The following is a 25,288-nucleotide window of genomic DNA, read 5'->3' on the forward strand; positions in this document are numbered from 1 at the left end:
TTATTTTTTGTAAATTTTAAATTAATCAAGATTATTATTTTTAACGTTATTTTTATTTTGTATATAGTACTTTAAATATCCAATAGGTAATATTGAAATGACAAGTAAAATTACTACAATAGGTTTTCATATTTGATTTGTCTCTAAACCTAATAGCATATTCATAATTGCTCCAACTAAAGTTAATAAACAAGTTAAATATGAGAAAACTACAAATAATCAAAATGCTCAATTTTTATAAACTCTCTTATATTTTGAATCAGTTTTTCTTAAATAAATTACATTTGTTGTCATAAGAATTTTTAAAGCACTTACTGCAAGAGCAAAGTAGTTAAGTAATTCCATAATTTGATTAAACATAATATACAATGAAGCAGCAACTATTAAAACTAGCATAGACATGTAAGGTTGACTTGACCATTTAGATTTTTTTAAAAAATGTTTACTTAAATCTTTTTCTTGTGCCATTTTTTCTACAAGTCTTGTTTGATAAAGTAAGAATGAATTAATTGATCCAATAAATAATAATATAGCCATTACATTAAAAGTTATTTTTGTTCATTCAGGTAATTTTGAAAATCCTCAAAGACCTCCTATTGTATTTCCCATTTCATCTTTTGATGAAGCCAATGATAAAAGTGCAATTCCATAAATTAAATAGATCGCAATAACAATTATTACTCCTGAAAGAATTACTTTTGGTGTTGTCTTCTCTGCTTCTTTTATTTCTGCAGTTACATAAGTTGGTACTTCTGTTCCTGAAAATGAAAACATTGTAATTGTAATTGCTGGAATTAATAATGCAGAAGATATATAAGCACCTTTTAAATTTTCTTTCATTGATTCACTACTCAATAATTTATCATTTGTTCCATAAATTAAAGCTAATATTAAAACAAATAAAATTGGCAATGCTTTAATTACTAAAAAAACTATTTGACTTATTTGACTACTATTTTTTACAAAAATTTGAGTTCCTCCAATTACTAAAAGAAACATAATTGCTACAAATTTTAATAAATAAACATTATCATTTTTTAAAAAGCCCATCACTAAACCTGACAGAGCAATACAACTTCCTGCTATTGCTGTTGCAGAAACAAATAATGTTAAAACTCAACCAAATCAAAATCCTAAAACTTTTCAATTAGCTCTTCTAAGTCAACTATAAGTTGTACCATTTTCCTGAAAAGAAATTGAAGGTTCCACCATTAAAAAAGTTTCTGGAAGAATTATAATACCTCCAATTATTCATGCCAAAATCATTAAAAGTGGATTTTGTTTTACACTAAGAAAAACTCCACTAAAAGTAATAAGTAAACTTGAACCAATGGTTGCTGTTAAAGTTAAAGCAAGAACAGTTCAATAACCCATTTTCTTATTTTTCATATTTTTTCTCCTCTCCTTTTATTGCAAAATTTAAAGTCTTTTCTATATATAAATCATAATAATCAGCAATTACAGAAACATGTTCAGATCCTTGTGGTGTTCAAATTGAACTGATACTTTCAATTTCAAATTCAATTTTTTTATTATACATATCTAAACTCATTTCATATGGAATAAATGTATCGCCAATTGCGTGAATAAAAAATACTGGTGTATTTTTATTTAGATTCATATTTTTTAATAAATTATATTTATTCTGATTAGTTTTAGTAATCTTGCTAAATTTATTAGTATATCCAAAACTTGTTAATCATCAAGATTTTTTAAAGAAATTATTTTGCAAATAATATCTATATTGAAATTTAATATTGCTAAAACCACAATCTGCTATTACTCAAGTTATTAAATCCTTATTAACTCCAACTTGTGAATATAATAATGAAGTTGAAGCTCCCATACTATTTCCAATTAATCCAATTGAATCAATTTGATAATCCTCTTTTAAATTTACTATTATTTGATCAATCATTTCTATGCTTGAAAATCCAATATCAGTATATTGACCATAACTTTTACCATGTGCAAATGCATCAAAAGTTAAAACATTATAACCTTTATCATAAAAATGATGAACAAGTCTTAAAGCTAAATATTTATCTTCTGTTCAGCCATGTAAACCAATGACTCATTTATTTGAGATCTTATTTACAGCTTTTAAACAACTTATTTTTCCCTTTTCTGTTTCAAGTTCAAATTCTTCTAAATTTTTTTCATTAAAAGTTGAAAAATTCAAATTCATTTTATCCAAATCTCATAAATGATATTCAAAAGTATTAACTTTTTTAGGATGAAATTTATTTGCTTTATTTGTGAATTCTCCAAAACGAGGATAAATATAGCAAAAATCCCTATAAGATTTAAATAACTTTTTTGATCAAATAACAATTATTGGAAAAAGAATAATTGTAAAGATTATTCTAAAAAAATTGTATTTATAAAGTTTTGTTTTTCTTGTCATAATTACTCCATTGTTGACTAACAAATATGTTCATATCTGTCCCTACTAGTCTTTCTTTTAAACAATATCGATATTATATTAACTTAACTATTCTTTAGTGTAACTTTTTTTTGAATTATGAATATTTTTTTCATAAATATTTTTTTATAAATAGGTATAAAAGTTTTTCCTTTATAATCAATAAGTAAAGAGGAACTTAACAAAATGAATGATAAACAATATAAACAAGATTTATTAGAAGTTTTTGAAATAGCTCAAAAAGTTAAAGGTAAAACTTTAAGAGAAATAGCTGGAGATAACTTAGATGATATAAGATACTTTGATAATAAAGAAAAAGTAAAACATTTTATTCAACAAGCAGTATTTAATATACCTTTATACAGTAAAATGGAATATACTTTTGAAGATTTAGATTTAGAGTTAAAGCCAATTGCTTTAAAATATAATAAATTTAATGAATTAACTGTAAAAGAGCGTCTAGTTTTAAACGATATTTATTATGATGAAATAGTAAATGAAACATTTAAAACTAGTAAATTCATAAATAAAAATCAATTACTTTTAATTATGCCTTATATTTATGAATATGATAAAGACTTTCTAGATTTTAAAATTTATGATGCATTTATCATTGATATTACAAGACAAAAAGAATTTTATTTAATAGTAAATGATTGATTAGCTATTCAAGAAAAAGTAAAAAAAGGAAAAGCTGAGGAATTAAATGAAGGATTTACAAATATCTTATCTGCTTGTACTAAGAGTCAAAGTAGAATTGATCTAAAAAAACAACCCTACTCTAATGTTTTAGCAAGATTTAGAAGTTATTCATTTAACATTAATTTCTTAAAAGAAATTATCTTTAAGAAACAAAAGAAAATTGATTATATTAATGAAATATTTGAAGAGAACGAAATAAGCGATATAGTTGAATTTAAAAATGATAAAATTCAGGACTATTTAACAAGTATTATTGGAACTGATATATCAACTTATACTCAATCAAAAGCAAATCAATGACATCAAATAGCATTTGAAAACTTCTTAAAAGAAAATAATAAAGATTTATTTGATTTTTTAAAAACAGCAAACTATAAATTAATTCATAAGTTAACTGATTATGCTCATATTCAAGAACAAATTCCTACTAATTATGAATTAGATGCAATGGAAATATTACATGATGAATTTGAAGATAGTACTTTTTATCAAGAAATAATTTTGAAAACTTATATTGTAATTATGATTGATAAAAATACAAACGAACTATTAAACTATAAGTTATTTAGATTAAGTGACGAAGATATTAAAAAAGCTCAAACTGTTTTTTACAACGCAAAAAAAGAAATCGAAAACTTAATTTCTCAAGATTCAAAAGAAGAAGTTGAACCTAATTTTACAAAGATCAAAGATAACTTATCAATTCATTTAAGAAAAAGTAAAAAAAATACAACTACTGTATATAAATTAAATGATAAAGAAATTGAAATACCTACTTATGAATTTTGAATTAACAAAAACGTTATATTTAATGAAAAATAAAAAAAATCTCGAAAGAGATTTTTTAATTACTAAGTATTTTTTAAACTAATTCATTAATTTAATTATCAATTTAATTCTATATTAACTGACCCTGTATAAACTGTAGAACCTGCTTTTGCAGTAATTTTTAATACACCATTTACTGCAGGAATTTCTGGTGTTTGAGCTTCTTGATTTTCTGGTTCACCTTTAACAGGTTGTGTAGTAAGTTCAACATCAACTTCAGATGGGTTTAATCCAGCATTAGCAGCAACAACATCAGTTAAATAAGCATCAGCTGTTTTAACTTCAGTAATTGTTAATGTTTTATTTGTAATAACTGTTGAAAGTTCTTTTGCTGTTACCTCTTCTTCAATTGTAAAAGTAACATCAACTGATCCCCCAGCAATATATTTTGTAGAATTGTCTATTACTTTAATTGTAGCTTTTGTAGTAGTTATTTCAATAACCACAACTTCTTCTTTAACTAAAGAATCATTTTTAGCAACAACTGTATTTAATATAGTAGCTGAATTATTATCTGCTAATTCTCCCAATTCTTTTACAGTAATAACTTTATCTAATGCAATTTTTTCTTCTACTTTTTTTGCTTCAATTTTTACATTAAGAGTTTTAACTTCTTTTGCTTCAACTTCTCTTGCAGTTTCTGCTTCTTTTGCTGTGAAAAGAACTTTAACTGTTTCTTCAACATTTTTATTTGATATTTTTTCTGCTGTTGTAGCAATAACTACAGTAACTTCTCCATCCTTTAAAGAATTTTCTTTAACTGTAGCAGTTAAAATAGTTTTTTCATCTAAACCAAAAGTAACTTGTCCATCTGCTTTAATTAAATCTGATTTAACTGTAACTTCTTGATTAAGTTTTCCCTCATTTAAAGTAGCATCAAAAACTTTTTCTCCTGGTTTATCTCCACATGCAACAACTGTTGCACTTGTAGTTGCAACAAGTCCTGTAGCAGCTAATAATCCTAATAATTTTTTCATCTTCTATTCCTCATACTTTCTTTCAAAAGTACCACACATTCAAGTTACTATTATTATAATTTTTATTAACCAAGAAATTCCTTTTTTAGAAAAACTAAAAATTTTTTAAAATTTTTAAAATTAGTTGTATTTCCAAAAAAAAAAAAAAAAAGCATAGATTTTATATATAATATACTATCTATACTTTTTCTTCTATTCCTTCAACTTGTTCTTCAAGTACTTCAACTTGTTCTTCCAATTCTTCAACATTTTCTTGAAGTTCTTCAATTTTTTCTTGCATGTTGATGATCTCTTCACTAAGTAATTCATTTTCATTTTTAATTTCAACAACCGACATTTGATCTAAATTTTCATTAAATTTTTTGTCTTTTTTAAGTCTATTTAAAGTAATTCTGTCCTTTATTTTGTTTGAAATTATAAAAGATAAAATAAAAAATGATGCTGCCATTGCAGCTAAATTAGCACAACCCACTTGTAAGTCAGGTGTTTCTTTTGTAAAGAAAGCATAACTTGTTCATATACATGCATTTAAAAAAGTTAAGAAAAACATTATTGGTGATAGTGACTTTGTATTTTTTGTAATACATACTTTCACAACTTGAGGTAATAACATTGAAAAACTTGTTGCAAATCCAATTCAACCAAGAATTTCACTTGCCATTTCTTTATTGCTTGTTAGTAATAACATTTATTAGACTCTCCCTTAACTTACATATATTAACAAATAAGTGTTAATGGGTCAAATTAAATAAATTTTATATTATTATTATGGCAGTTATCACAAGTTGAAATAATGAAACCCTTTTCTAAACTTTTTGTTAATGGATTTAGAAAATAATCAATATATATTTTAGAAAGTACTAAATCATTTTTTTGTTTTATTATCATTAGTGAATTAAACAAATTTAAAAATGATTCATATGGAATTTTATTTCCATGATTATTATATCGATTACAATAGAAACGAAAATATAATAAATCAGTTTTTTACTATTTCAATTCTCAAAATTCCTGATTTGATCTGGTTTTAAAAAAGTTGAGTTTTCTTATTTATTCATTTTCTTTCAGAAAAGATTAGAGATTTTTAATTCTTTAATATGCTTATTTAAATGACATTCAATTATATTTTCGTAATATATATCTTCCATTTTAAAATTTAGATTTAATGCAATTTTTTTTAATTTAAATCTATCACAACTTTTGTAAAATTTAATTTTTATCTTTTCAAATAGAACAACAAATTTTGGCCAATTGTTTTGTTCTTAATTCTATACTGTCCGTATAAAAGCTATCTAGCTTTCTTAAATCCATTAACTCAAATTCAGAATCCTTATATCCTTTAAATTGGAAAGAACTATTAATTTTTCCCTCTTTTGAATAATCAGTAATCTTTTCACTAAATACTTTATTTTGTATTTTAGAATTTGATTTCCCCTCAATACACATCAAATTACCAAGTTTATTCAAATACTTTGTTTTTCACCTTTTTGTTTCATCGATATTCATTGAGTACTCACTTCATTTTATAATATCTTCAAATCATTCATTTTTAGGTCTTTGAGGTACAATATGTTCCAAAGTTCTTTTTTCATATTTTGTATCAATATAATTATACCCATCACTAAATAAATCTTTATTATTTGAAAGATAATTTTCAATTCTATAACCTATTAAAGTTGCAATTTTACTTGATATATCAGAATCTATAAGACTACTTTGAAATCTTTCAATTGAAACTCTATTATTTGATTCATCTTCATGTTCTCCAATAAACAATAGTCTTAAATATTCTGGTGTAAAGACGCTTTCTCCTATTTTTGACAATATACTTTCATCTATGAAAGTTGAAAGTGACTGTCCTTTATAATTTGAAACTTGAAGTCTAACTTCGTACTTTTCAATTTCAAATAAAATCTTTCTTAATTGTCTTGTTAATTCTTTATCATTTTGATTATTAATATAATCAAAATTTAATAATATTTTAATTATCAATGGATAATATATTTCTCTGCCCTCTAACATTAATAAAATATCTTTAAAATAATAAGTTAATGAAGTTTGTTTATTAAATGTTTCCGCATCAGAAACCAGTATATAAAGATCTATATATTTTCCAAGGTCACTAAATAATTTTCTTGATTCATCAAAAGATTTCAAATTTCTTTTTGAAATAAATTCCTCTTTTAGTACTGTTTTAAAACTTTCAAAAGAACTAGAACTTGAGTATTCTTTTCCTTTTAATCTTAAAAATACATTTATAAAGTTTTGCATTTTATTTTCAGGATTTTTAAATTCTTTGAACTTCATAGTAATGTCTTGTTCAAATAACAATTGTAATTGTTGCTCATGGTCGTCCACAACCTTTGAATCAATGTTCATAAATAAAAAATTCTTAATTAAATCCATAATAGATAATTGTAGAGATTTTGTATTTAAATTTTCAAACAAAGTATATTCATTTGAAATATGGTCTGTAGTTACTGAAAGCATTAATTGTTCATAAATTTTTTTAAAACATTTTAAAAGTTCTATTTCATTAAAATCTTTGATTACACTAAAAATTGCAACAGAATTTGAAAAAACAGAACTTGTAGTCTCAATAATTTGATCGCCTTTCATAACATTATTAAATGCTCTAAAATCGCTGTTTGTATCAATTCTCTTAAAAGTTTTCGTTACAACATTTTCTTCATATTCATTTAATCTAAATAAACTATTCAAAATTGTTGGGATTTTATAATCTTTCATTAAAAATACATTGTAGATTTGTCTAAGCATTATTAAGCAAGTTGTAAGTCTTTGTTGTCCATCAATTAATTTATTATTAACTCTTTCTCTTTTTGGAATATACAAAACAATTCCTCCAATATAATGATATTCACCTTCTGATAAATTAAGAATGTCTCATAATAAGCCCAATGCTAAATTTTCATCTCAATTATATTGTCTTTGATAAATTGGTATAGCAATCTTTGAAAGACTTCCACTTTTTAGGAAAAACTCTCCTAAAAACTCTCCCAATGAATAATTTTTTGAATAAATTAAATTTTCTCCATTAAAAGTGAAATTTATTTCTAGCAAATTTTCATTATTTATTTCATATTTCTTAAATGATTCATTTATAAACATATTTTCAACATCATTAATTTTATAATATTCTGTTCATTTTTCATCATAAATATACTTATAAGCAAGTTGAATTATTTTTTTATTATTATAAATTCCCTTTACTTTATATGTTGATAATAATTTTTGCAATGATTTATTATTTTTAATGTCATCAATATCATCAATTAAAAAATCATCTTTATTTTGACATTTTAATATAGCTGTATTAATTCTTTTTTTAATGTCTTCATCATTCGATTTTTCCTCTAACTCATTTTGAATATAAGTAGCTATTGAAAAACCATTATAAAATGTGAACTCATCTTTAAAACTATAATTTGTGTATCCACTTAATCTTTTCTCTATTATTTCCCTAGCCTGTTTATGTAAATCTTCATTAAATCCATGATTAACTTGAAACTCATATTCAAAAAAATAATCTAATTTTTCTATAAATTCCGCATTTTTAAGCCTTATAAAATCTAATGTACATCATACTCTAAGTATTTGTAAAAATGTACTTTTTTCTCCTTTTTTTATTATGTTTACTTCTTTATTATTTATTTTTACTTTTAATTCTTTACCATTGGGTGTTGTAGAAAATAATAGAATATCTCCTTTTTTAAAACAACTTGCTTTAGCATATTCATTAATATAAGTGCCAAAGTTAGTTGCAATATTTCACGCTTTACCTCTAATCATTATTTTTTCCTTCTTTCAACATCTTATTAAATAAAGCAACAAGAACATTTACAACTATTGAATTCCCTGCTTGCCTATACAATATATCTTTTCTTGGTATACTTTCTAAAACTCTTTCAAATTCTTTTTCCGAGAAGCCCATCAAAAGAAAAGTCTCTCTAGGGGTTAAAAATCTATAATCTGCTTTTCCCATTTTTCTTAGCTTATCTATTATTTCTGTATTTTTTAAATCAATAATTCCCGCATTTGGGTGCCTATCTTGTTTTGTTGTAATTGTTCTTACACTATCTAAAAAAACAGGAGAGTTATTTACTAATTTAAAAATCCATGGATTCTCATTATACATTTTTATTCTACTTGGTGTCTTATTTGGAGATGCAATTATTGCTTCGTTATAATAGATACTATTTCTATAATCCAATTTGAGAGTAGTCTTAATGTCTTTTTCGATATGAAACTCATATGAAAGGTCTCTAACTTCATCTGAACTGTTTATAAAATTGTCAAAATTGATTTTATTTTTTTCCTTTTTTAAAGTACTTAATGCATAAACTCTATTTCTCTTTTGAGGAATTCCATATTTCGTTGCATCTAAAATATAAGTTTTTGTTTCATATCCCAATTTTGCTAAAAAATTAAGTCATTCTAAATAATCATCTTTATGTTTATTTGAAACCATATTTTTTACATTTTCTAATAATAGATATTTTGGTAATTTGTCTTCCCTCTTAAGTTCTTTTAAAATCCTTTCAATTTCTCATAATAAACCACTTCGAGTTCCCGAACCTTTTGCCATACCTTGATTAAATCCATGGAAACTTCCTGCAACAGATAAATCCTGACAAGGAAAGGAATAAGTTAGTAAATCAAATTCTCCAATGTTCTTTATTAATTTTTTACCAGTTATTTCTAAAATGCTACCTTGGTTTTTGGAATTTTTTAAAGAACTATATAAAAGTTCTTTCATTCCTCTTGGTTGTCTTTGAATAAATTTAAAATCTGTTGGTTTTTTTCCATCGTTTGACAAAGTAAAAGTTTTTAAAAAATCATCTATTTCAGTTTCATTTAAACTTTTTGCTATATTTTTATTATTATGGTGAATAGCATTATAACTTATATTAGCTCACATATCTCATTCACTAGTTCCAGCTATTTCATAGTCAAAATCTTCAATATTATCTTTCAAAATCTCCAAAGCTTTATGTTGTGCTCCAATACCTGCAAATGTTTCAAATACCCTTAATTTATTCATAAAAAAATTACTCCGTTATGAGTAATTTTATTGTTTTTTTTTTTTTTTTTGCAAGGGGGTTAATCAGTAATTTTTAAAATAAATTTTGGTTTTTTATGACTATATTTTTCCTTACTACCATTTTCTACTTCTATTCTATCTATTATTTCAGTAACATAACCTATAAATTTTTTGGCACTTTTACCACTTTTATTTTTAAGTTCCTCATCAGCAAAAAATACATAGCTCTTGTATTCATTTGTTTTCATAAATTTGCTTTGCTGATCATTTATATTCGATTCATTAAATTTCCAAATATCTGGTGTGTCTCAATAAAAAATTTTGTTTTCTTGATCATAAAAATTACCATGACCAAATCTTGTTGATTTAGTATTTGTAGAAGTATCTAATACAAAAATTTTCTTCTCTATATTACTTAAAATACCTGATTGTCCAGAACCTTTAAAACCCTCATCAGAAATATTTAATGAACATAGTGCAGAGAATTGATAATGATTAAAAATAGAACCAATGAAACTTTCAATTGTTTCATTTATTTGATTATCTAATAATTTCTCATTATAAAGCTTATAGCGCAATATAAATTCTATTTCTCTGATAATCAATTCTGATGTATCTTTAAAAATTACTTCAAAAGCTAAGTTTATATCTTTGTAATATCGATCCTTTTTTGAGGAATTATAATGAAAAGATTTTAGAAATATTCTATTTATAAGCTCATTTTTTGATTTAGTTTTATTTTTAAACATGTCTATAAATTCTTGAATTAGGCTTTTATTATTAAAATATGTATATTGTTTGAACAGTGAACTATATTTATTATTTTCCTTAAAATAAGTTCTTTTGTTTGAATAGAAATCATACAAAGTAATTTCTTTATCATTAAAGAAAGATTCATAATCTTCATAATCTCCGCTTCTATATTCTTCAAGAATACTCGAATATAAATTATATTTTTCATATTCTCTTAATTTCTCTAAAAAATCCTGCTTTATAATTTTTGAAAAAATGAAATTACATTCTCCTGGTAAATATTTATCAAGATTATCAATATTTCTTTTAAATTCACTTATTTTAAGATTATTCGTTAAAGCCGAAATAGGCATTATTGGGTTATAGTTTTTATTCTTTGAAATATCAACATTATTTACAAAATCATATACTTCAAGTTTTTTATCAGTTAATTTTCTAAGTCCTCTACCAAGTTGTTGAAGATATACAATTAATGATGTTGTTGGTCTTAAAAAAAATATTGTATCGATTTCAGGTACATCGACTCCTTCATTTAAAATATCTCTTACACAAAGAAAATTAATATTTCCATTTCTAAAGTTTTTTAACTTTTCTTTTCTTTCAAATTTACTAGTCTCAGTTGAAACTAAATGTTCACTTTTCAAACCATTATCATTTAAATACTCCGATAATTTTTTGGCTTGCTCAATTGAATTGCAAAATAAAACAGCTTTAACATAATTAATTCTTGAACCAAGATACTTGTTTATAATCTCAAAAACAAATTTATTTCTATTATCTAAAGTTAAAAGTTTATTAAGTTTTGGGTCTTTTAAAATATCAATATTTTTTAAATCAATAGAATCATCATGAATAAAATAATAATCAAATTCACTTAAAAGATCATTTTTAATAGCTTCAAATAACTTAATATCTGCAGCATAATAATTTCCAAAATATTTAGCCACATTTATTCCATCCGTTCTTTCTGGGGTTGCAGTAAGCCCAAAAATTTGTGATGATTTTTTTTCTAATATCTCATATACTTCTTTGAATGTTGTTGCTTCTACATAGTGGGCTTCATCAAAAACAACAATATCAAACTTTCTATCTTGTAATAAATCAATTTTTGTTCTAATACTTTCAATATTTGTGAAAATTACATTAGAGGTTTCTAATTCTTCTTTTGCATTTCTACTATCATAATATTCCAAACCAAAATCATCTATTTCAGTTATATTTATAAAAGTTTTTCTTGTTTGATCTAATATTTCCTTAGATGGAGCAATATAGATCATACTAGGTTCATCCTTTTTTAATATATTTGAAATCTTTTGATAAATAAAAGCCATAGTTGCAGTTTTTCCTGTACCTGTTGCCATTACAAGTAAATGTTTATTAAATTTATTATTTATTCGTTCGACTATAGTATTAATTATTTTTTCTTGATAATCATAAGGTTCCATATAATATTTACCAAAATTTAGTCTATTATTGTTATCTTCCATATTTTCAAAATCAATAAGACCTTTTTGTCTATCTTGCTCTAAATAAAAATAATTTAGATCTTGTCTTAATTTTATTTGGTTAATTATATCTTTTTGTAAAATATCAATAAATTCATTTTTATTAAACATCGTATTAAATTCATCAGTAAACTCTTTTATTATGGTTGGTTCTTTAAATTCACTTAATCTAACATTATATTCAGCACCAGTAATTTGTCCAGTATTTGTAAAATTGCTACTTCCAATGTATAAACTACTAAATCCATTCTCTCTTTCGAAAAAATAAGACTTTATATGTATTCTTTTATTACTTTTATTAAAGAGGTTTTCAATCTTAATTTCAACTTTTTCAGGAAAATCTTCTACCAATTTTTCAAGACCTACTATATCTAAAAATTTAGCATTACCATCATAAGTAGTTGTGATTATTTTTAATTTATCTATATTTAAATTTTCCTCTAATATATTTACAATTTTATTTATGGTACTTCTAGTTATAAACGGAGAAATTATTTTGACTTGATTTGCTGTTTTAAATTCCTTTTGTAAATCTGTTCAAAGTGATTTTTTAATTAACTTATTAGTACTAATATTTTCTAAATTATTTTCAAAATTACCTTTTTTAAAAGCTTTACTTAAACTTAATTCCTTATTATTTAAAATATTATTAAAATAATCTACTTTTTCTTGCAATGTAACCATTTGTGAAATTTTTTCTTTTAAAACTCTTGAAAATTGATTTACTAGTCATTCATCATCTTCTGTTTTTAATTCTATAATTTCTTGAACATCAAAACTTTCTAATTCATTTTGTTTTAATAATAGATCATATATGCCCTTTTTAAAGTTTTTCATAATATACCTCTTAATCAGTTTAACAGGAATATAAAATTAATTAAATATAAAAAAAATTTTTACAAATAAAAAGTATATTTAAACACTTTTTTTATCACTTATATCAGATACTTTTTCATCAATAGTAGCTATTCATGAAATGAGATTTTCATTTTTATTTTTTTCCTCATTTCTTTTTCAAGTTTCATATAGACAAAAAGCAATAATTGATCCAACTAGTGCTAAACCAATTGTTGCTAAAAGTAGTCCTCAAACATATCCTTTCCTTGCAATAAAACATCCTGGAATAGCAAAAACAGAAATTCAACTTAAAGCTAATAATATACCTAAAATTCACATATTTTTTCCCCCTTAAATACTTTCTTTATTTTATAATAAAAAAATGTAGATTTTTCTACATTTGACAACATCCTAATAAAGTTGAATCATCAAGATCCTTTGAAAATTCAAATTTTGTTTTATAACCAATATCTTGTGTAACTTCTAATACTTTATTAAAAATATCTGTAACAAACTCTTGATTTTTTATAGCTACACTTCCCCCAATTACAATCATTTCAGGATTGAAAAAATATATTGATGTAGCAATTAGACTAATTAATTCTTCTTTTATTTTTATAAAAAAATCGTTTACAATTTTATTTTCTTTACTTTTGTATAATTCAAAAGCTTCTTTGGTATTTTCTACTTTTACTCCAAGTTTTTCTAATTGAAGGCAAATATTTTTACCACTTGCTAAAAATTCTATTCCACTTCTTTGTGGATTTTCAGTATTATACTTTGGAAGTGCATTTGCAATTTCCAAAGCACTGCCACTAAATCCATCAAATATTTTCCCCTGATGAATAAATCCCGATCCAATTCCTGTAGAAAAAGTAAAATATAAAAGTGAATGCAAATCTTTTCTAATTGTAAATTGTCCCAACGCAGCTACATTTGCATCATTGTTAATTTTTACATTATCAATTTTAAATAAATCTTTAAATTCTTGTAAAACACATTTTTTATTTCAATCTGGAAGATTGTAAGTAATTAATATAGTTCCTGTTTTTAAATCTAATGGTCCTGGACAACAAATACCAATATAATCAAATGGTTGATTTCAGTTATCAACAATTTCTTTTATTTGATCTAAGTTATTTTGCATGCTGTCACCATCTGTATCAATTACTTCTTTTTTAATTATTTTATTATTTTCAATTAAAGCTATTCTAATTGAAGTTCCACCGATGTCTATTGCTAATTTCATTTTCTTTGTTACCTTTTCTCACTTTATTTTTTAAATATAAATGTAATTGTTTTAATATTTAAATTTGTTTTATTTCCATAATTTATTAAAAATAAACCATCTTTAAAGCCTTTTGAAGATAAAATATCACAAAATTCTTTTGTTCCATATCAAGAGAGTTTAAACTCTTGAGTTTCTTGTAATTTATCATTTATAAAATAATCAATTTGATTAATAGTATATTGTTCTACTCAATTAATTTCCTTTGATAAATTTTTTACAAGTATTTTTTTATCTTCAATTTCATGAACATATTCATGAAAACTTCCTGATCTAAATTCTATTGGCATTATCAAATCAATGATAAGAGTTCCATTATCAATTAATGAATCATAAAAGTTTTCTAAAGTTTTTAATGCTTTTTGTCTTGTTTCTAAAAGATTAAAACTAGCATTTGGAACTATTATATATTCATAAGTATTTTTTTCTTTATAATTTTCTAAATCATCACAAATTAAATTTGCTTGTAAATTTTCTTTTTTTAAATTTTCTTTACAAATGTCAATCATTTCTTGGGATTTATCAATTCCAGTTATATCTACTTTATATTTTAAAAGTGGAATTAATAATCTTCCATTTCCTACTCCTGCTTCAAGAACTTTTCCTTCAATTGGTAAAAGTTGAGATTTATAAAAATTAAGATCTCCATCAATATCTGTTCCTGGCGGTTTTGTTGAGTTATAAAGTAAACTACTAATTTTTTTATAATGATTTTCCATTTGCTATTCCCTTTATTTTTTTATAATTTTATTTTTTGACATTAATAATAAGCATTCATTTTCTTTATCCAATCTTTTATAAAAGATTGGTCCAGCTGCTTTTATTTTTAGACTAATTCTATCTGTTAATTGTTCAAATTCAATTTCATCTAAATTTTCATAAGTTTCATCAATATTTTCCACTAATAAATATGGATCTTCAAATGCGTCCAAAACTTTTAAATCAACAATAACATTATTCAATATTCTTATTTCTATTCTTTGATATATATACATACTCTTCCTTCTTTCATTATTATTTTATTTAAAAAATCTATCTAAGTTTAATTTACTTAATATATTCTTCTATTTCACTTACATTATTTATTATAGTTTTACCTGTTTCTAATGCTAATTTACTTGCATTTGAAAGAACAAATGAATTTTTAACGTATTTTAACATTTCAAAATCATTGTCTCCATCTCCACTTGAAATAATATCTTCTTGATTAATATTATATTTTTCTTGTAAATATTTTATTCCACTATACTTGGAAACTTCCTTATGCATTAATTCTAAAACAAATGGAGATGTTTGAATAATCTTCATATTTTCTAAATCTTTTAATAAATCTTTAATATAATCAAAATCTTGCACATGCGCATATAATGAAATATTATTAATTTTTTCATTTGTTAAAATTTGATCAATATATTCATTAAATTTATCTTCTTTTGAAAATCAATGTTCTCTTACAATTGTTGATTCATATCTCGGACTCTCTTCTTTTATTCCAGATATTTCAATTGAATTAAATGTATCTGAAATTTTAATTCCACATAATTTATGTAATTTATGTAAAACATCATAAATTTTTTTTCGTTCACTCATTGGAATTGAAAGTTCATATAGAACTTCATTTCCCTTAAACATTGAAGCTCCATTATTTGTTATTTTATATTCAACATTAAATTTATGAGTTTCAATCAATTCATTTATATGATCAATATCTCTTCCTGTTGCAATTATAAATTTATTTTTTTCAGTTCATTTATTTATAAAATTTATATCTCTTTGTACTAATTCATAATTATTTTCTTTTAATGTTAAAGTTCCATCATAGTCTGAAAATCATCATTTCATATTACTTTTTTATCCTTTCACGATAAATGATATTAATTAAATTAATATCACACTTAAATTATAATAGATAAAAGCATATTTAAAAAGAGGTGTTTAAATAAAATAAAAAACCAACAAAGTTGGTTTTCATATGATTAATATTAACCGTGGTTAGTGTCAGTTGAACACATTTGACAGTCAGCACAGTTATCATCGTAAGTACACTCACAAGTGCAATCTTTGCAATCTTTATTACATTCCATGATATCTTCACTTCCTTTCATCCACATTATATTACACAAGATATGAAATATATTTTTACTTTAGAATTTCTAAAATAACTTCACTGATTCTTACACTACCTTGTTTTAAAATTTGGCTAAATTGTAATTCGTTACATCCATTGTCAATATGGTCACTTATTACTTTTAAAGCAATAATTGGTTTTTTAAATATATAAGCTGATTGAAAGAACCCAAAGCATTCCATATCAAATATTTTTATTTTATCTGATAATGGTTTTATTATTTTATCAATTTGCTCTTGAGAATTTATAAATGTATCACTTGAACAAATGTCTACTTTTTTTAAGTCTTTGAAAACTTCTAAAAGTTCTTTATCTGATGAATACCATTTTTCCATTCCAGGAATTTGTCCCAATTTATAACCAAATCCTGTTGCATCTGCATTCCCTAAAAATGAGTTTTCAACAACAACAGATTCTAATAAACTTAATTGTGGATCAAATGTTCCTACTAATCCGGCATTAATAAAGTAATCTATTTCAAATTTTTGATTTATATATGCAAAGCAACTTGATGCATTTATCAAACCAACTTTTGATATCCCTATATATACACTATCTTTTTTATAAATTTCAAAATAATCATTTTCAATTAATTCTGCTTTTAATTCTTCAATTAAAGCAGTTGCTTCTTCTTTCATAGCAAATAGAATTGCATATTTTTTCATCTTTCATTTACCCCTTTATTCAATAGTCATAAGATTCAATTAGTTTCATACCAATTGAATTTTTTGTATTTTTATTAATTGCTACTTCATATTGGTTTTTTAAAAGCTCTTTAAAACCTAATAATAAATCAGATTTTACAAGTGCTCTTAGTTTTTCAACTCCTGGATAAGTTCTTTCTAATGAGATTTTATCTGCACAGAAAACTATTATATCTAAAGTTGTCATATCTTTTGAACCAACAGTATGATTATATACTGAGTTTATGATTTCTGCATCATTCATTAATCAATCATTTTTTAAATGGAATGCACCAGCATATGAATGCCATACAGGAACTGGCTCTTTTAAAAGAGATGGATCATTTTTTAATAGACATTCTTTTAATTCTTCTTCAGTTCATCGCTTTGCAATATCATGAAGTGTTCCTGCTATTTGAGCCTTATTTAAATCAATATTATTTAATCTTGCCAATTCCATTGCCATTTGTCCTACATTTAAACAGTGAAAGTATCTTTTTTCATCCATTCTACTTTCAAGTCTTTCATAAAGATACATTAAATTATTGTTTACATAATCATTTACAGACTTAATTTGCAAATTTAAGTCTTCCAAATTTCTAATTTTTGTTGAACTTAAATAGTTATTTTCAAATTCAAATGTTTCTAAATTATACTTTTCAACAATTTCTTGATTAAATTCTTTTGATCTTAAAAAAACTTTAAAATCAATTTCTTGAATAAGTTCTGAAAAATGATCTCACTTTTCAAAATTATCTAGTTGATCAGAACCCATTATGAATGAAAATTCTAAGTCTGGATATTTAGATTTATAATATTTAACAGTATCATGTGTAAAACTTGAAGTTTGTTTTGATATTTCATAGGTTTCAATTTTTACGAAATTTAAATCCATTGTTGCTAATTTCAACATTTCCAATCTTTGAGTAACACTTGAAGTTGAAAGTGTTTTAAAAGGATTTACATAAGCTGGAATAACTCAAACCTCATCAAAATTTAAATTTGTTTTACAACTTTTTATTATATTAATATGATCTGTATGTACAGGGTCAAAACTTCCTCCAAATAATGCTATTTTTTTCATTTTTTTACCCTTTTCCAACTAATTCTTTAACATATTTTCCTACACCATTGTTTTCAATATCATCAATTATTTTTCAAGCAACTTGTTTTAAATTATCAACAGCGTTGCCAACAGCTATTCCAAATGGTAACTCACTTACCATTTCAATATCATTGTTATTATCTCCAATAACATGAATATCGTTTAAATCAACATTCATTATTTCTGCTCATTTTCTAATTCCACTTGCCTTGTTAATACCTTTTGGCATTGCATCAACTAAAATCCTTGATTGAATTACTGTTGAAGGATGATATAGATCTTTTGATTTTAAATAATCTATTAATTTTTTTGCTTTTTCTTGCTCTGTTTCAAAATCCAATGAATACATTAATTTAATTGTTCTATGTGCATCATTTTCTACTTCTTCTATTAATTCATGATAATCTTCATAAAGTATAAAGTCTGGTTGACAATCATCTGGATAATGTCCATATAATTCTTTATATGTTTTAACTCTCTCTGCATTTGATAATGCACATAGAGTTGTTGCTGTATATAAAGAAACATCTAAGTCATTTTCAACTGAATATCTTAAAAGATCTACTACCAAATTCTTTTCCATTAAGTGTTCGTAGTATACTTCTGAAGTTAAAGGATCTGTTATAGCAGCTCCATTTGAACTAATTACAGGTAATTTGACATTTAATTGTCTTATATAGTATTTCATATTTTGAAATGCTCTTCCTGTAACAATAAAAAAATTATTTTCTGTTACATTTTGAAAATCATTTATATCATTAACTGTTTCTTCTAATATTTTGAAATCATTGTTTTTAACAATGGTTCCATCTAAGTCACTTCCAATATAAGGGTATTTCATATTCTTATATCCTCCAAAAATGATTTTACAATATTATAAAAAAATAACCATATTCATTTAATGAAAAGGTTATTTTTTATAAATATAACTATTTGTAAAATATTCCATAGTTGAAATATCAACAATATGAATATCAAATCCTGAAACTTTTACTTTGGGAATTGCACTTAAAACATCATTTACAAATAGTAGACCTTCAATTCTGACATTTTCTTCATCTTTAAATACTATACCCATTTTTTTAAGTTGTTTTTTTAGTTTTTTAATATCTTTAGAAACAACATTTAATGTTTTTGAAAATATTGTTTGAACTAATTTTGAATCTGGTGAAAAAGTATCAATTGTTCTTTTTGCATTTAATCAACTAATATTTTCATTAGAATAAAAGTTAGTAAGTACTAACATTATTATATTTAATGTGGGATTATATATTACTGAATTTGCAATTGTTCTGTCAAACATAGCTACACCATCATTTGAAAATAGCGAAATTTTATCTGTATCAAAAGCAGTTATTATATTAAATCTTTTTTGAATTTTCTTTAATTGATCATTTAAAGTATAATGAAAATCATTTTTTAATAATCTATTAAAATTTTGAACTATTTCTCTGTCCATAAAATTATAATCCCTTTGTATTTCATGAGACATTCAAATAAATTCAGGAAATGAAATTAATATTCTATTGTAATTTGAGTCAATGTAATTAAAAATTGGCTTTTTATAAATTAAATTATAATAACTGTCAATTTTTAAGTCATGATAATCTCTTGGGTTTTTATCAAAAGTTAAAAAATTAATTACAAATTCTACTTCTTCTTTTGTATGTATTTTTTCATTTTTAGATGCTGTTTCAGTAAATACTTCCTTTTCTAATTGTTCCATTAGATAATAACTACTATTTAGAAAGATATTACTTAGTGAATTTGATAATTTAAAATATTCATTAAATGTTAAGTTATCTCAAATTTTTAATTCATTATAATACTTATTTTTATGTTCTTCAATTGAAGCATAATATGCTTCTAAACTTCATGATCTAAAATCTTTTACTAATAATTTTCTTTTTTCTTCTTCATCAAAATCATTATCATATTTAAAAATATAATCAAAATCCATTGGAGACAAAACATTATTATTTACTCTTGGATATACCCTTTTAGTATTATCATGTTTATATTTATAATCACTTAAATCACACGAAGATTTAATATATGTGTACATTCAAAAGTATAAAAAAATATCTTTATACTCTTCTAAAAAATAAATGTCTTTTTCAACATACTCATCCATCTTTGAAAGTATTAAAGATGTTTCATTATTTTTTTCATAAAAAAATAATGATCAAGCAGATAAAGTTTCATAATATTCTTTCAAGCTTTTTTTATAAATACTATAATTATATTTTTCTTTAAATAATTTAACTACTTTAATGTCTACATTATAAAGTAGTTTATTTACTGTTGATAACATATTATATTCTTGCAATATTAATCTTGAAGCTAAAATGATTGAACTTGTAAACATTGCTTTTGCAACTCTTCTGTCACTTTCATTTCTAACAGGAGTAAATCTCTTTGTTTCTTTATTATATGAATTTGAAATATAAAATTCATATCTCATTTGAATTTGACTTTCAATATTTTGCTTAAGTTCATGCATATTGTTTTCATATTTTTTAAAAAGCAAAAAAGCTTTTTCTAAATCTTCACCTTTGATATTAAAATACTCAAAATAATTTAATTGATTATCATAATCATAAAAACCATTTTTACCTGAAATTTTATTAAAGCGTTTCTCCATGAATACCTCTTAAAATGTTATAAATATTATACTATTTTTCTTGTTTCTTTAAAACCCCATTTGTTATTAACTTAAAATATTACAAATATATTATTTTCTCTAAAAATAGTTTTTTATATTGAAACAAGTTCCAATATTAAAGTATATTCTTCTATTAAATGGGCTTATACCCTAAAATCTTATCAGGAGGCGATTTTATGCAAAAAAAATTTCCAAAAGACTTTCTTTGAGGAGGAGCTACAGCTGCTTGTCAATTAGAAGGTGCTTTTGATAAAGACGGTCGAGGTTTATCGGTTTCTGATTTACATGACTATAAAAAAAACTTAGATAGAATGAGTGTTGGAGAGACATTTAAAGAAAATTCAAACACTATTCAAGAAATAAAAGAAAAGATGAACGATGAAAGTTTATATTTTCCAAAAAGATATGGAATTAATTTTTACAATACTTATAAAGAAGATTTAGCTCTTCTAAAAGAAATGGGATTTCAAAACTTTAGATTTTCATTTAGTTGATCTAGATTGTTCCCTACAGGAACAGAAACTGAAGTAAATAAAGAAGGATTACAATTTTATATTGATTTGGTTGATGAAATTATTAAAAATGGTATGGAACCAATTGCTTCAATTTATCATTATGATTTACCAATTCATTTAACTTTAACAGAAGATGGATTTTTATCAAAAAATATAATAACTTATTTTGAAAGATTTGCAAAAGTATTACTAGAAACTTTTAAAGATAAAATAAAATATTGAATTGTTATAAATCAAATTAATTTATTTCCAGTTGTATTATTTGGATCATTTGGAATTGCAGACGATGAAAATGGACATGTAAGTGATCAAAAAAGATACAATGCTTTACACAATCAATTAGTTATTTGTGCCAAAGTTAAAAAAATGGCAAGAGAAATTAATCCAACTATGCAAATTGGAACAATGGTAGCAGATGGACATAATTATCCAATAAATTGTGAACCCGAAAATATTAAACTTGCTATTAAAAAGAATAGACAAGAATATTGAATTACTGATGTTCAATTTAGAGGAGAATATCCAAAAAATGCTTTAAACTTTTTTGAAACAAATGGAATTACAATTGATTGAACTCAAGAAGAATTAGATTTAATAAAAGAAAATACTATGGATTACCTAGCAATTTCTTATTACTTTTCAAAAGTAGTTGATCATAAGATACATAATTTAAAACCAGAATCATATATGACTAATCCAAAATCAAAGGCAAATGAATGAGGATGAAGTATTGACCCGGTTGGTTTATATTCAACTATTATAAATTATTGAGATAGATATAATAAGAAAATACTTATTGCTGAAAACGGATTTGGCTATGAAGATAAGTTAGTAAATGATACAGTAGAAGATGATTACAGAATTGATTACTTAACTGATCATATAAAAGAAGTTAAAGAGGCAATTGATGATGGAGCTGAAATGATTGGATTCTGTTCATGAGGACCTATTGATTTAGTAAGTTCTGGAACAGCTGAAATGACAAAAAGATATGGATTTATTTATGTTGACAGAGATGATTTTGGAAATGGAACTCAAAAAAGATATTTTAAAAAATCATTTTATTGATATAAGAAATTAATATCTTCAAATGGAGAAAGCTTATAAAACCCTTTAGGGTTTTTTTAATAACATGAATATCTATTTAACTATTTTCATCTCAGAACTAATTGGTTCATTAATAATTTCAATGATTGGTAATGGAGTAATGGCAAATTGTTTTCTTAAAGGAACATCAAGTGAATCTAAAAACTCTACCTTACAAATTTCAATTGGTTGAGGTCTTGGAATAACATTAGGAATTGTTGTTGCTTTAATGCTTGGAGGTACTGCTCATTTAAATTTTATAATTACCCTATTTTATTTATTGACTAATTGATCAAGTATTGGTCCTTATGCTTTATTTCCAGTTTACATTCTATCTCAAATTTTGGGTTTTGTAATTGGGCAATTTCTTATTATTCTTTTATATTTCGTAAATATAAAAGAAACTTTAAAAAATGACTTGCAAATAAATTATTTATTGTGCTTTTGTACTGCACCAAATAAAATAAACAAAAAGTTCAATAATTTATACTCTGAATTTATTTCTGGAATATTCTTTTTATTTGTTTTTACATTTATCGTAAATAATTATAATGGTATTATTGATCCAAAAACTAGTTATATAATTACTTTTATGTGTATTGTAGCAATTAGTGTTTCGCTTGGCGGAAACACTGGTCCTTCAATATCACCAACAAGAGATTTATCTTTAAGATTTATACATTGATTACTTCCTTTTAAAAATAAAGGAAGTAGTAATTGAAAATATTCTTGAATTCCATTAACAGGTTCAACACTTTCATCTATTGTTATCTCAATAATTTGATTGATAATATTTTAAATAAAATAAAAAACATTTTCCTAAGAAAATGTTTTTTATTTTTTAAACTACAACTTCTGCTTCAAAAAAAGTAGAATAGTTATTTTTTAAACTTGATATTGCATTGGTCATTTCTTTCTGGATATAATCCTTTTTATTGCCAATTACTTCACTATCTTTTTCAATTTCAACAGATATGTAATTAGTTATAACCTCAAGTTGTTTATTGTAGGTTTTTATTTTATCAGTAATAATTTTTTCAAGGTCACTAATTTGAGTTGTTAAATCATTGTCCACTGATTTATTGCGTGTTTTTAATTTAGTAACTTTATTTTTTAGAGATTGTAATTTTAGAAATTCAATTTCAAGTTTTTTATTTTCATTTTTATATTCTTCAACTAATTCTAATTTTTCAACTAAATTGTTTAGTTTTTTTTCACCTGCTAATTTGTTTATTCTCTTTGTAAAGTATTTATAAGTTTTATACTCATCTTTTCTTTCTGAATAAACCAAACATGTAAAGACTGTTGCAAGAATTAGAGCAATTGCTCCTAATACTAAAAATATTGCTCCATCAGTTAATTTCTCAAATCCCAAAAATCCAAAAATACCATTACCTGTATAACTTTTCATTTTTAATCCCATTGCACCAGCAACCAATCCCATACTTCCAGATGCAACGCATCCAGCTAAGAAAGGTTTTAATTTTGGTAAGTTAACTGCATATAATGCAGGTTCTGTGATTCCAAATATACCTGTTATTGGAAATGTAGATAAAGCATTTGCTTTAAAAGATTTTTCTTTTGCCATAATACCACAACCTAAAACTGCTCCTGCTTGTGCAAATGCAGAAATTTGCACACAAACATAGTAAACTGAAGGTTGTTCAAGTGTAATCATTGAAGAAAGTACAATTGAAGATAACGCCATATGACTTCCTGTTAAAACAAGTGGTTGAAATAATAATGCTATTAAAAATGCTCCAATACCTCATGGTATATCAAGCAATTGTAATACTGCTGTTGCGATCATTAACTCAATAAGTGAAATGATTGGTCCCATCAAAAAGAATGAACCTGCTAGTATTACTCCAACACTTACAATAGGTGTAAACATACTAGAGATAACTGAAGGCATTCAAGTTTTAACTCATCTATGCATATATACAAATGCAATACTTGCAAATATAAATATTAAAATACTTCCATCATAACCTTTGATAGCTAATTCTTGTCCTGTGCCAAAAATATTTTCAATTAACACTCAACTTTGACCCATCAATAGTCCTGAAGATAAAGTTAATGATACAAGTAAACCTAAAATTAAATCACCATTAAAATATTTAACTGTGTTAAACCCAAAGAATACTCCAAGTAACATAAATCCAACTCTTTCATTTAAAAATAGAAAAGCTGAAAATAAATCAAGTTCACCTAATGGTTTTCCTCACCCACTTTGAGTCAGACCGATTCCAGGCGATGAAAGTAATGCAGATATTCCACTTGAAAGTCCAGTATAAAACATCAATGGTAAACATGGAACAACAACTGCAATCACAAAGTTTAAAAGTTTTCTATAAATTGGTGTCTTTATAAGTTGTGTAGTTGATCCAGAGTTACTGTTTTGAATTATTTTATCCAATGCAGTCTTCACTTTTTCAACATCAGCTCCAATGATAATTTGCAGTTCGTCTCCATTTCAAACCACACCTTTTACTAATGGAATTTTTTTAACTACTTCAAGTTTAACTTTTTCTTTATCTATAATTTTAAATCTAATTCTAGTAACACAATTATATAATTCAGAAAAGTTATTTTTTCCACCAATATGATTTAGTATTTCATTTGCTGTAAGTAAAAATTTATCACTATTTTTATTTTTCTTTATCATTTTTATTTATTTTTCCTTTCAATTTAATTAAAACTTTTTTATTAAAATTATTCTATAAATT

The 25,288-nt window shown here is 24.0% G+C and carries 20 protein-coding genes; 3 read left to right on the forward strand and 17 right to left on the reverse strand.

Annotated features, from left to right (window positions below; translation table 4 throughout):
• Nucleotides 1–21: 21 nt before the first annotated feature.
• Nucleotides 22–1,389: an amino acid permease gene (locus tag SDIMI_RS02820; protein ID WP_020836488.1), complete on the reverse strand. Its 1,368-nt coding sequence runs from the start codon at nt 1,387–1,389 to the stop codon at nt 22–24.
• On the reverse strand, nt 1,379–2,407 hold the full coding sequence (locus SDIMI_RS02825) for an alpha/beta hydrolase (protein WP_020836489.1): 1,029 nt from the start codon (nt 2,405–2,407) through the stop codon (nt 1,379–1,381). Before SDIMI_RS02825 ends, SDIMI_RS02820 begins: the two co-directional genes overlap by 11 nt.
• A gap of 204 nt (nt 2,408–2,611) precedes the next feature.
• Between SDIMI_RS02825 and SDIMI_RS02830 the strand changes: the two genes are divergently transcribed.
• Nucleotides 2,612–3,949, forward strand: coding sequence for a MutH/Sau3AI family endonuclease (locus SDIMI_RS02830; RefSeq protein ID WP_020836490.1), 1,338 nt, complete (start codon nt 2,612–2,614; stop codon nt 3,947–3,949).
• A 62-nt stretch (nt 3,950–4,011) separates the two neighbouring features.
• On the opposite strand, the gene SDIMI_RS04475 is transcribed toward SDIMI_RS02830, so the two are convergent.
• From SDIMI_RS04475 to SDIMI_RS02900, 14 genes are all read right to left on the reverse strand, one after another.
• Nucleotides 4,012–4,932 (reverse strand): lipoprotein, encoded by a 921-nt coding sequence (locus SDIMI_RS04475; RefSeq protein WP_020836491.1) that lies wholly within the window; start codon nt 4,930–4,932, stop codon nt 4,012–4,014.
• A 178-nt stretch (nt 4,933–5,110) separates the two neighbouring features.
• Nucleotides 5,111–5,620, reverse strand: a complete 510-nt coding sequence (locus tag SDIMI_RS04480) for a SemiSWEET family sugar transporter (protein WP_020836492.1) — start codon at nt 5,618–5,620, stop codon at nt 5,111–5,113.
• Between the two features lie 521 nt (nt 5,621–6,141).
• Entirely contained in the window at nt 6,142–8,742 is a 2,601-nt protein-coding gene (locus SDIMI_RS02845; protein ID WP_020836493.1) for a DUF262 domain-containing protein, read from the reverse strand.
• Nucleotides 8,735–9,994 carry a DNA (cytosine-5-)-methyltransferase gene (gene dcm, locus SDIMI_RS02850; protein ID WP_020836494.1) on the reverse strand — a complete coding sequence of 420 codons (1,260 nt, stop codon included), beginning with the start codon at nt 9,992–9,994 and terminating at the stop codon, nt 8,735–8,737. The genes SDIMI_RS02845 and dcm overlap by 8 nt, the downstream gene beginning before the upstream one ends.
• 59 nt (nt 9,995–10,053) lie before the next feature.
• Nucleotides 10,054–13,089 carry a DEAD/DEAH box helicase family protein gene (locus tag SDIMI_RS02855; RefSeq protein WP_020836495.1) on the reverse strand — a complete coding sequence of 1,012 codons (3,036 nt, stop codon included), beginning with the start codon at nt 13,087–13,089 and terminating at the stop codon, nt 10,054–10,056.
• Nucleotides 13,090–13,167: 78 nt separating this feature from the next.
• Nucleotides 13,168–13,428 (reverse strand): hypothetical protein, encoded by a 261-nt coding sequence (locus SDIMI_RS02860; protein ID WP_020836496.1) that lies wholly within the window; start codon nt 13,426–13,428, stop codon nt 13,168–13,170.
• A gap of 55 nt (nt 13,429–13,483) precedes the next feature.
• Nucleotides 13,484–14,338, reverse strand: coding sequence for an ROK family protein (locus tag SDIMI_RS02865; RefSeq protein WP_020836497.1), 855 nt, complete (start codon nt 14,336–14,338; stop codon nt 13,484–13,486).
• Between the two features lie 23 nt (nt 14,339–14,361).
• On the reverse strand, nt 14,362–15,096 hold the full coding sequence (locus SDIMI_RS02870) for a class I SAM-dependent methyltransferase (protein WP_020836498.1): 735 nt from the start codon (nt 15,094–15,096) through the stop codon (nt 14,362–14,364).
• A 12-nt stretch (nt 15,097–15,108) separates the two neighbouring features.
• The gene (locus tag SDIMI_RS02875) at nt 15,109–15,372 is read right to left on the reverse strand and encodes a hypothetical protein (protein ID WP_020836499.1); all 264 of its coding nucleotides are present in this window, start codon (nt 15,370–15,372) and stop codon (nt 15,109–15,111) included.
• Between the two features lie 52 nt (nt 15,373–15,424).
• Nucleotides 15,425–16,219 carry an HAD-IIB family hydrolase gene (locus SDIMI_RS02880; protein WP_020836500.1) on the reverse strand — a complete coding sequence of 265 codons (795 nt, stop codon included), beginning with the start codon at nt 16,217–16,219 and terminating at the stop codon, nt 15,425–15,427.
• A 297-nt stretch (nt 16,220–16,516) separates the two neighbouring features.
• A complete protein-coding gene (gene mtnN / locus SDIMI_RS02885) occupies nt 16,517–17,170 on the reverse strand; it encodes a 5'-methylthioadenosine/S-adenosylhomocysteine nucleosidase (protein ID WP_020836501.1) in 654 nt (217 codons plus the stop codon).
• A gap of 7 nt (nt 17,171–17,177) precedes the next feature.
• On the reverse strand, nt 17,178–18,272 hold the full coding sequence (locus SDIMI_RS02890; RefSeq protein WP_020836502.1) for a nicotinate-nucleotide adenylyltransferase: 1,095 nt from the start codon (nt 18,270–18,272) through the stop codon (nt 17,178–17,180).
• Between the two features lie 4 nt (nt 18,273–18,276).
• Nucleotides 18,277–19,134, reverse strand: coding sequence for a Cof-type HAD-IIB family hydrolase (locus SDIMI_RS02895; RefSeq protein ID WP_020836503.1), 858 nt, complete (start codon nt 19,132–19,134; stop codon nt 18,277–18,279).
• Nucleotides 19,135–19,203: 69 nt separating this feature from the next.
• Entirely contained in the window at nt 19,204–20,937 is a 1,734-nt protein-coding gene (locus SDIMI_RS02900) for a hypothetical protein (RefSeq protein WP_020836504.1), read from the reverse strand.
• Between the two features lie 197 nt (nt 20,938–21,134).
• Here SDIMI_RS02900 and SDIMI_RS02905 point away from each other — a divergent pair, with 197 nt between their 5' ends.
• Nucleotides 21,135–22,580 carry a glycoside hydrolase family 1 protein gene (locus tag SDIMI_RS02905; RefSeq protein WP_020836505.1) on the forward strand — a complete coding sequence of 482 codons (1,446 nt, stop codon included), beginning with the start codon at nt 21,135–21,137 and terminating at the stop codon, nt 22,578–22,580.
• Between the two features lie 25 nt (nt 22,581–22,605).
• Entirely contained in the window at nt 22,606–23,358 is a 753-nt protein-coding gene (locus SDIMI_RS02910) for an MIP/aquaporin family protein (RefSeq protein ID WP_020836506.1), read from the forward strand.
• Between the two features lie 42 nt (nt 23,359–23,400).
• Here the strand turns inward: SDIMI_RS02910 and SDIMI_RS02915 are convergent, their stop codons facing one another.
• Entirely contained in the window at nt 23,401–25,227 is a 1,827-nt protein-coding gene (locus tag SDIMI_RS02915) for a PTS transporter subunit EIIC (protein WP_020836507.1), read from the reverse strand.
• Nucleotides 25,228–25,288: the final 61 nt, after the last annotated feature.

Source organism: Spiroplasma diminutum CUAS-1, assembly GCF_000439455.1.
Lineage (GTDB): Bacteria > Bacillota_I > Bacilli_A > Mycoplasmatales > Mycoplasmataceae > Spiroplasma_A > Spiroplasma_A diminutum.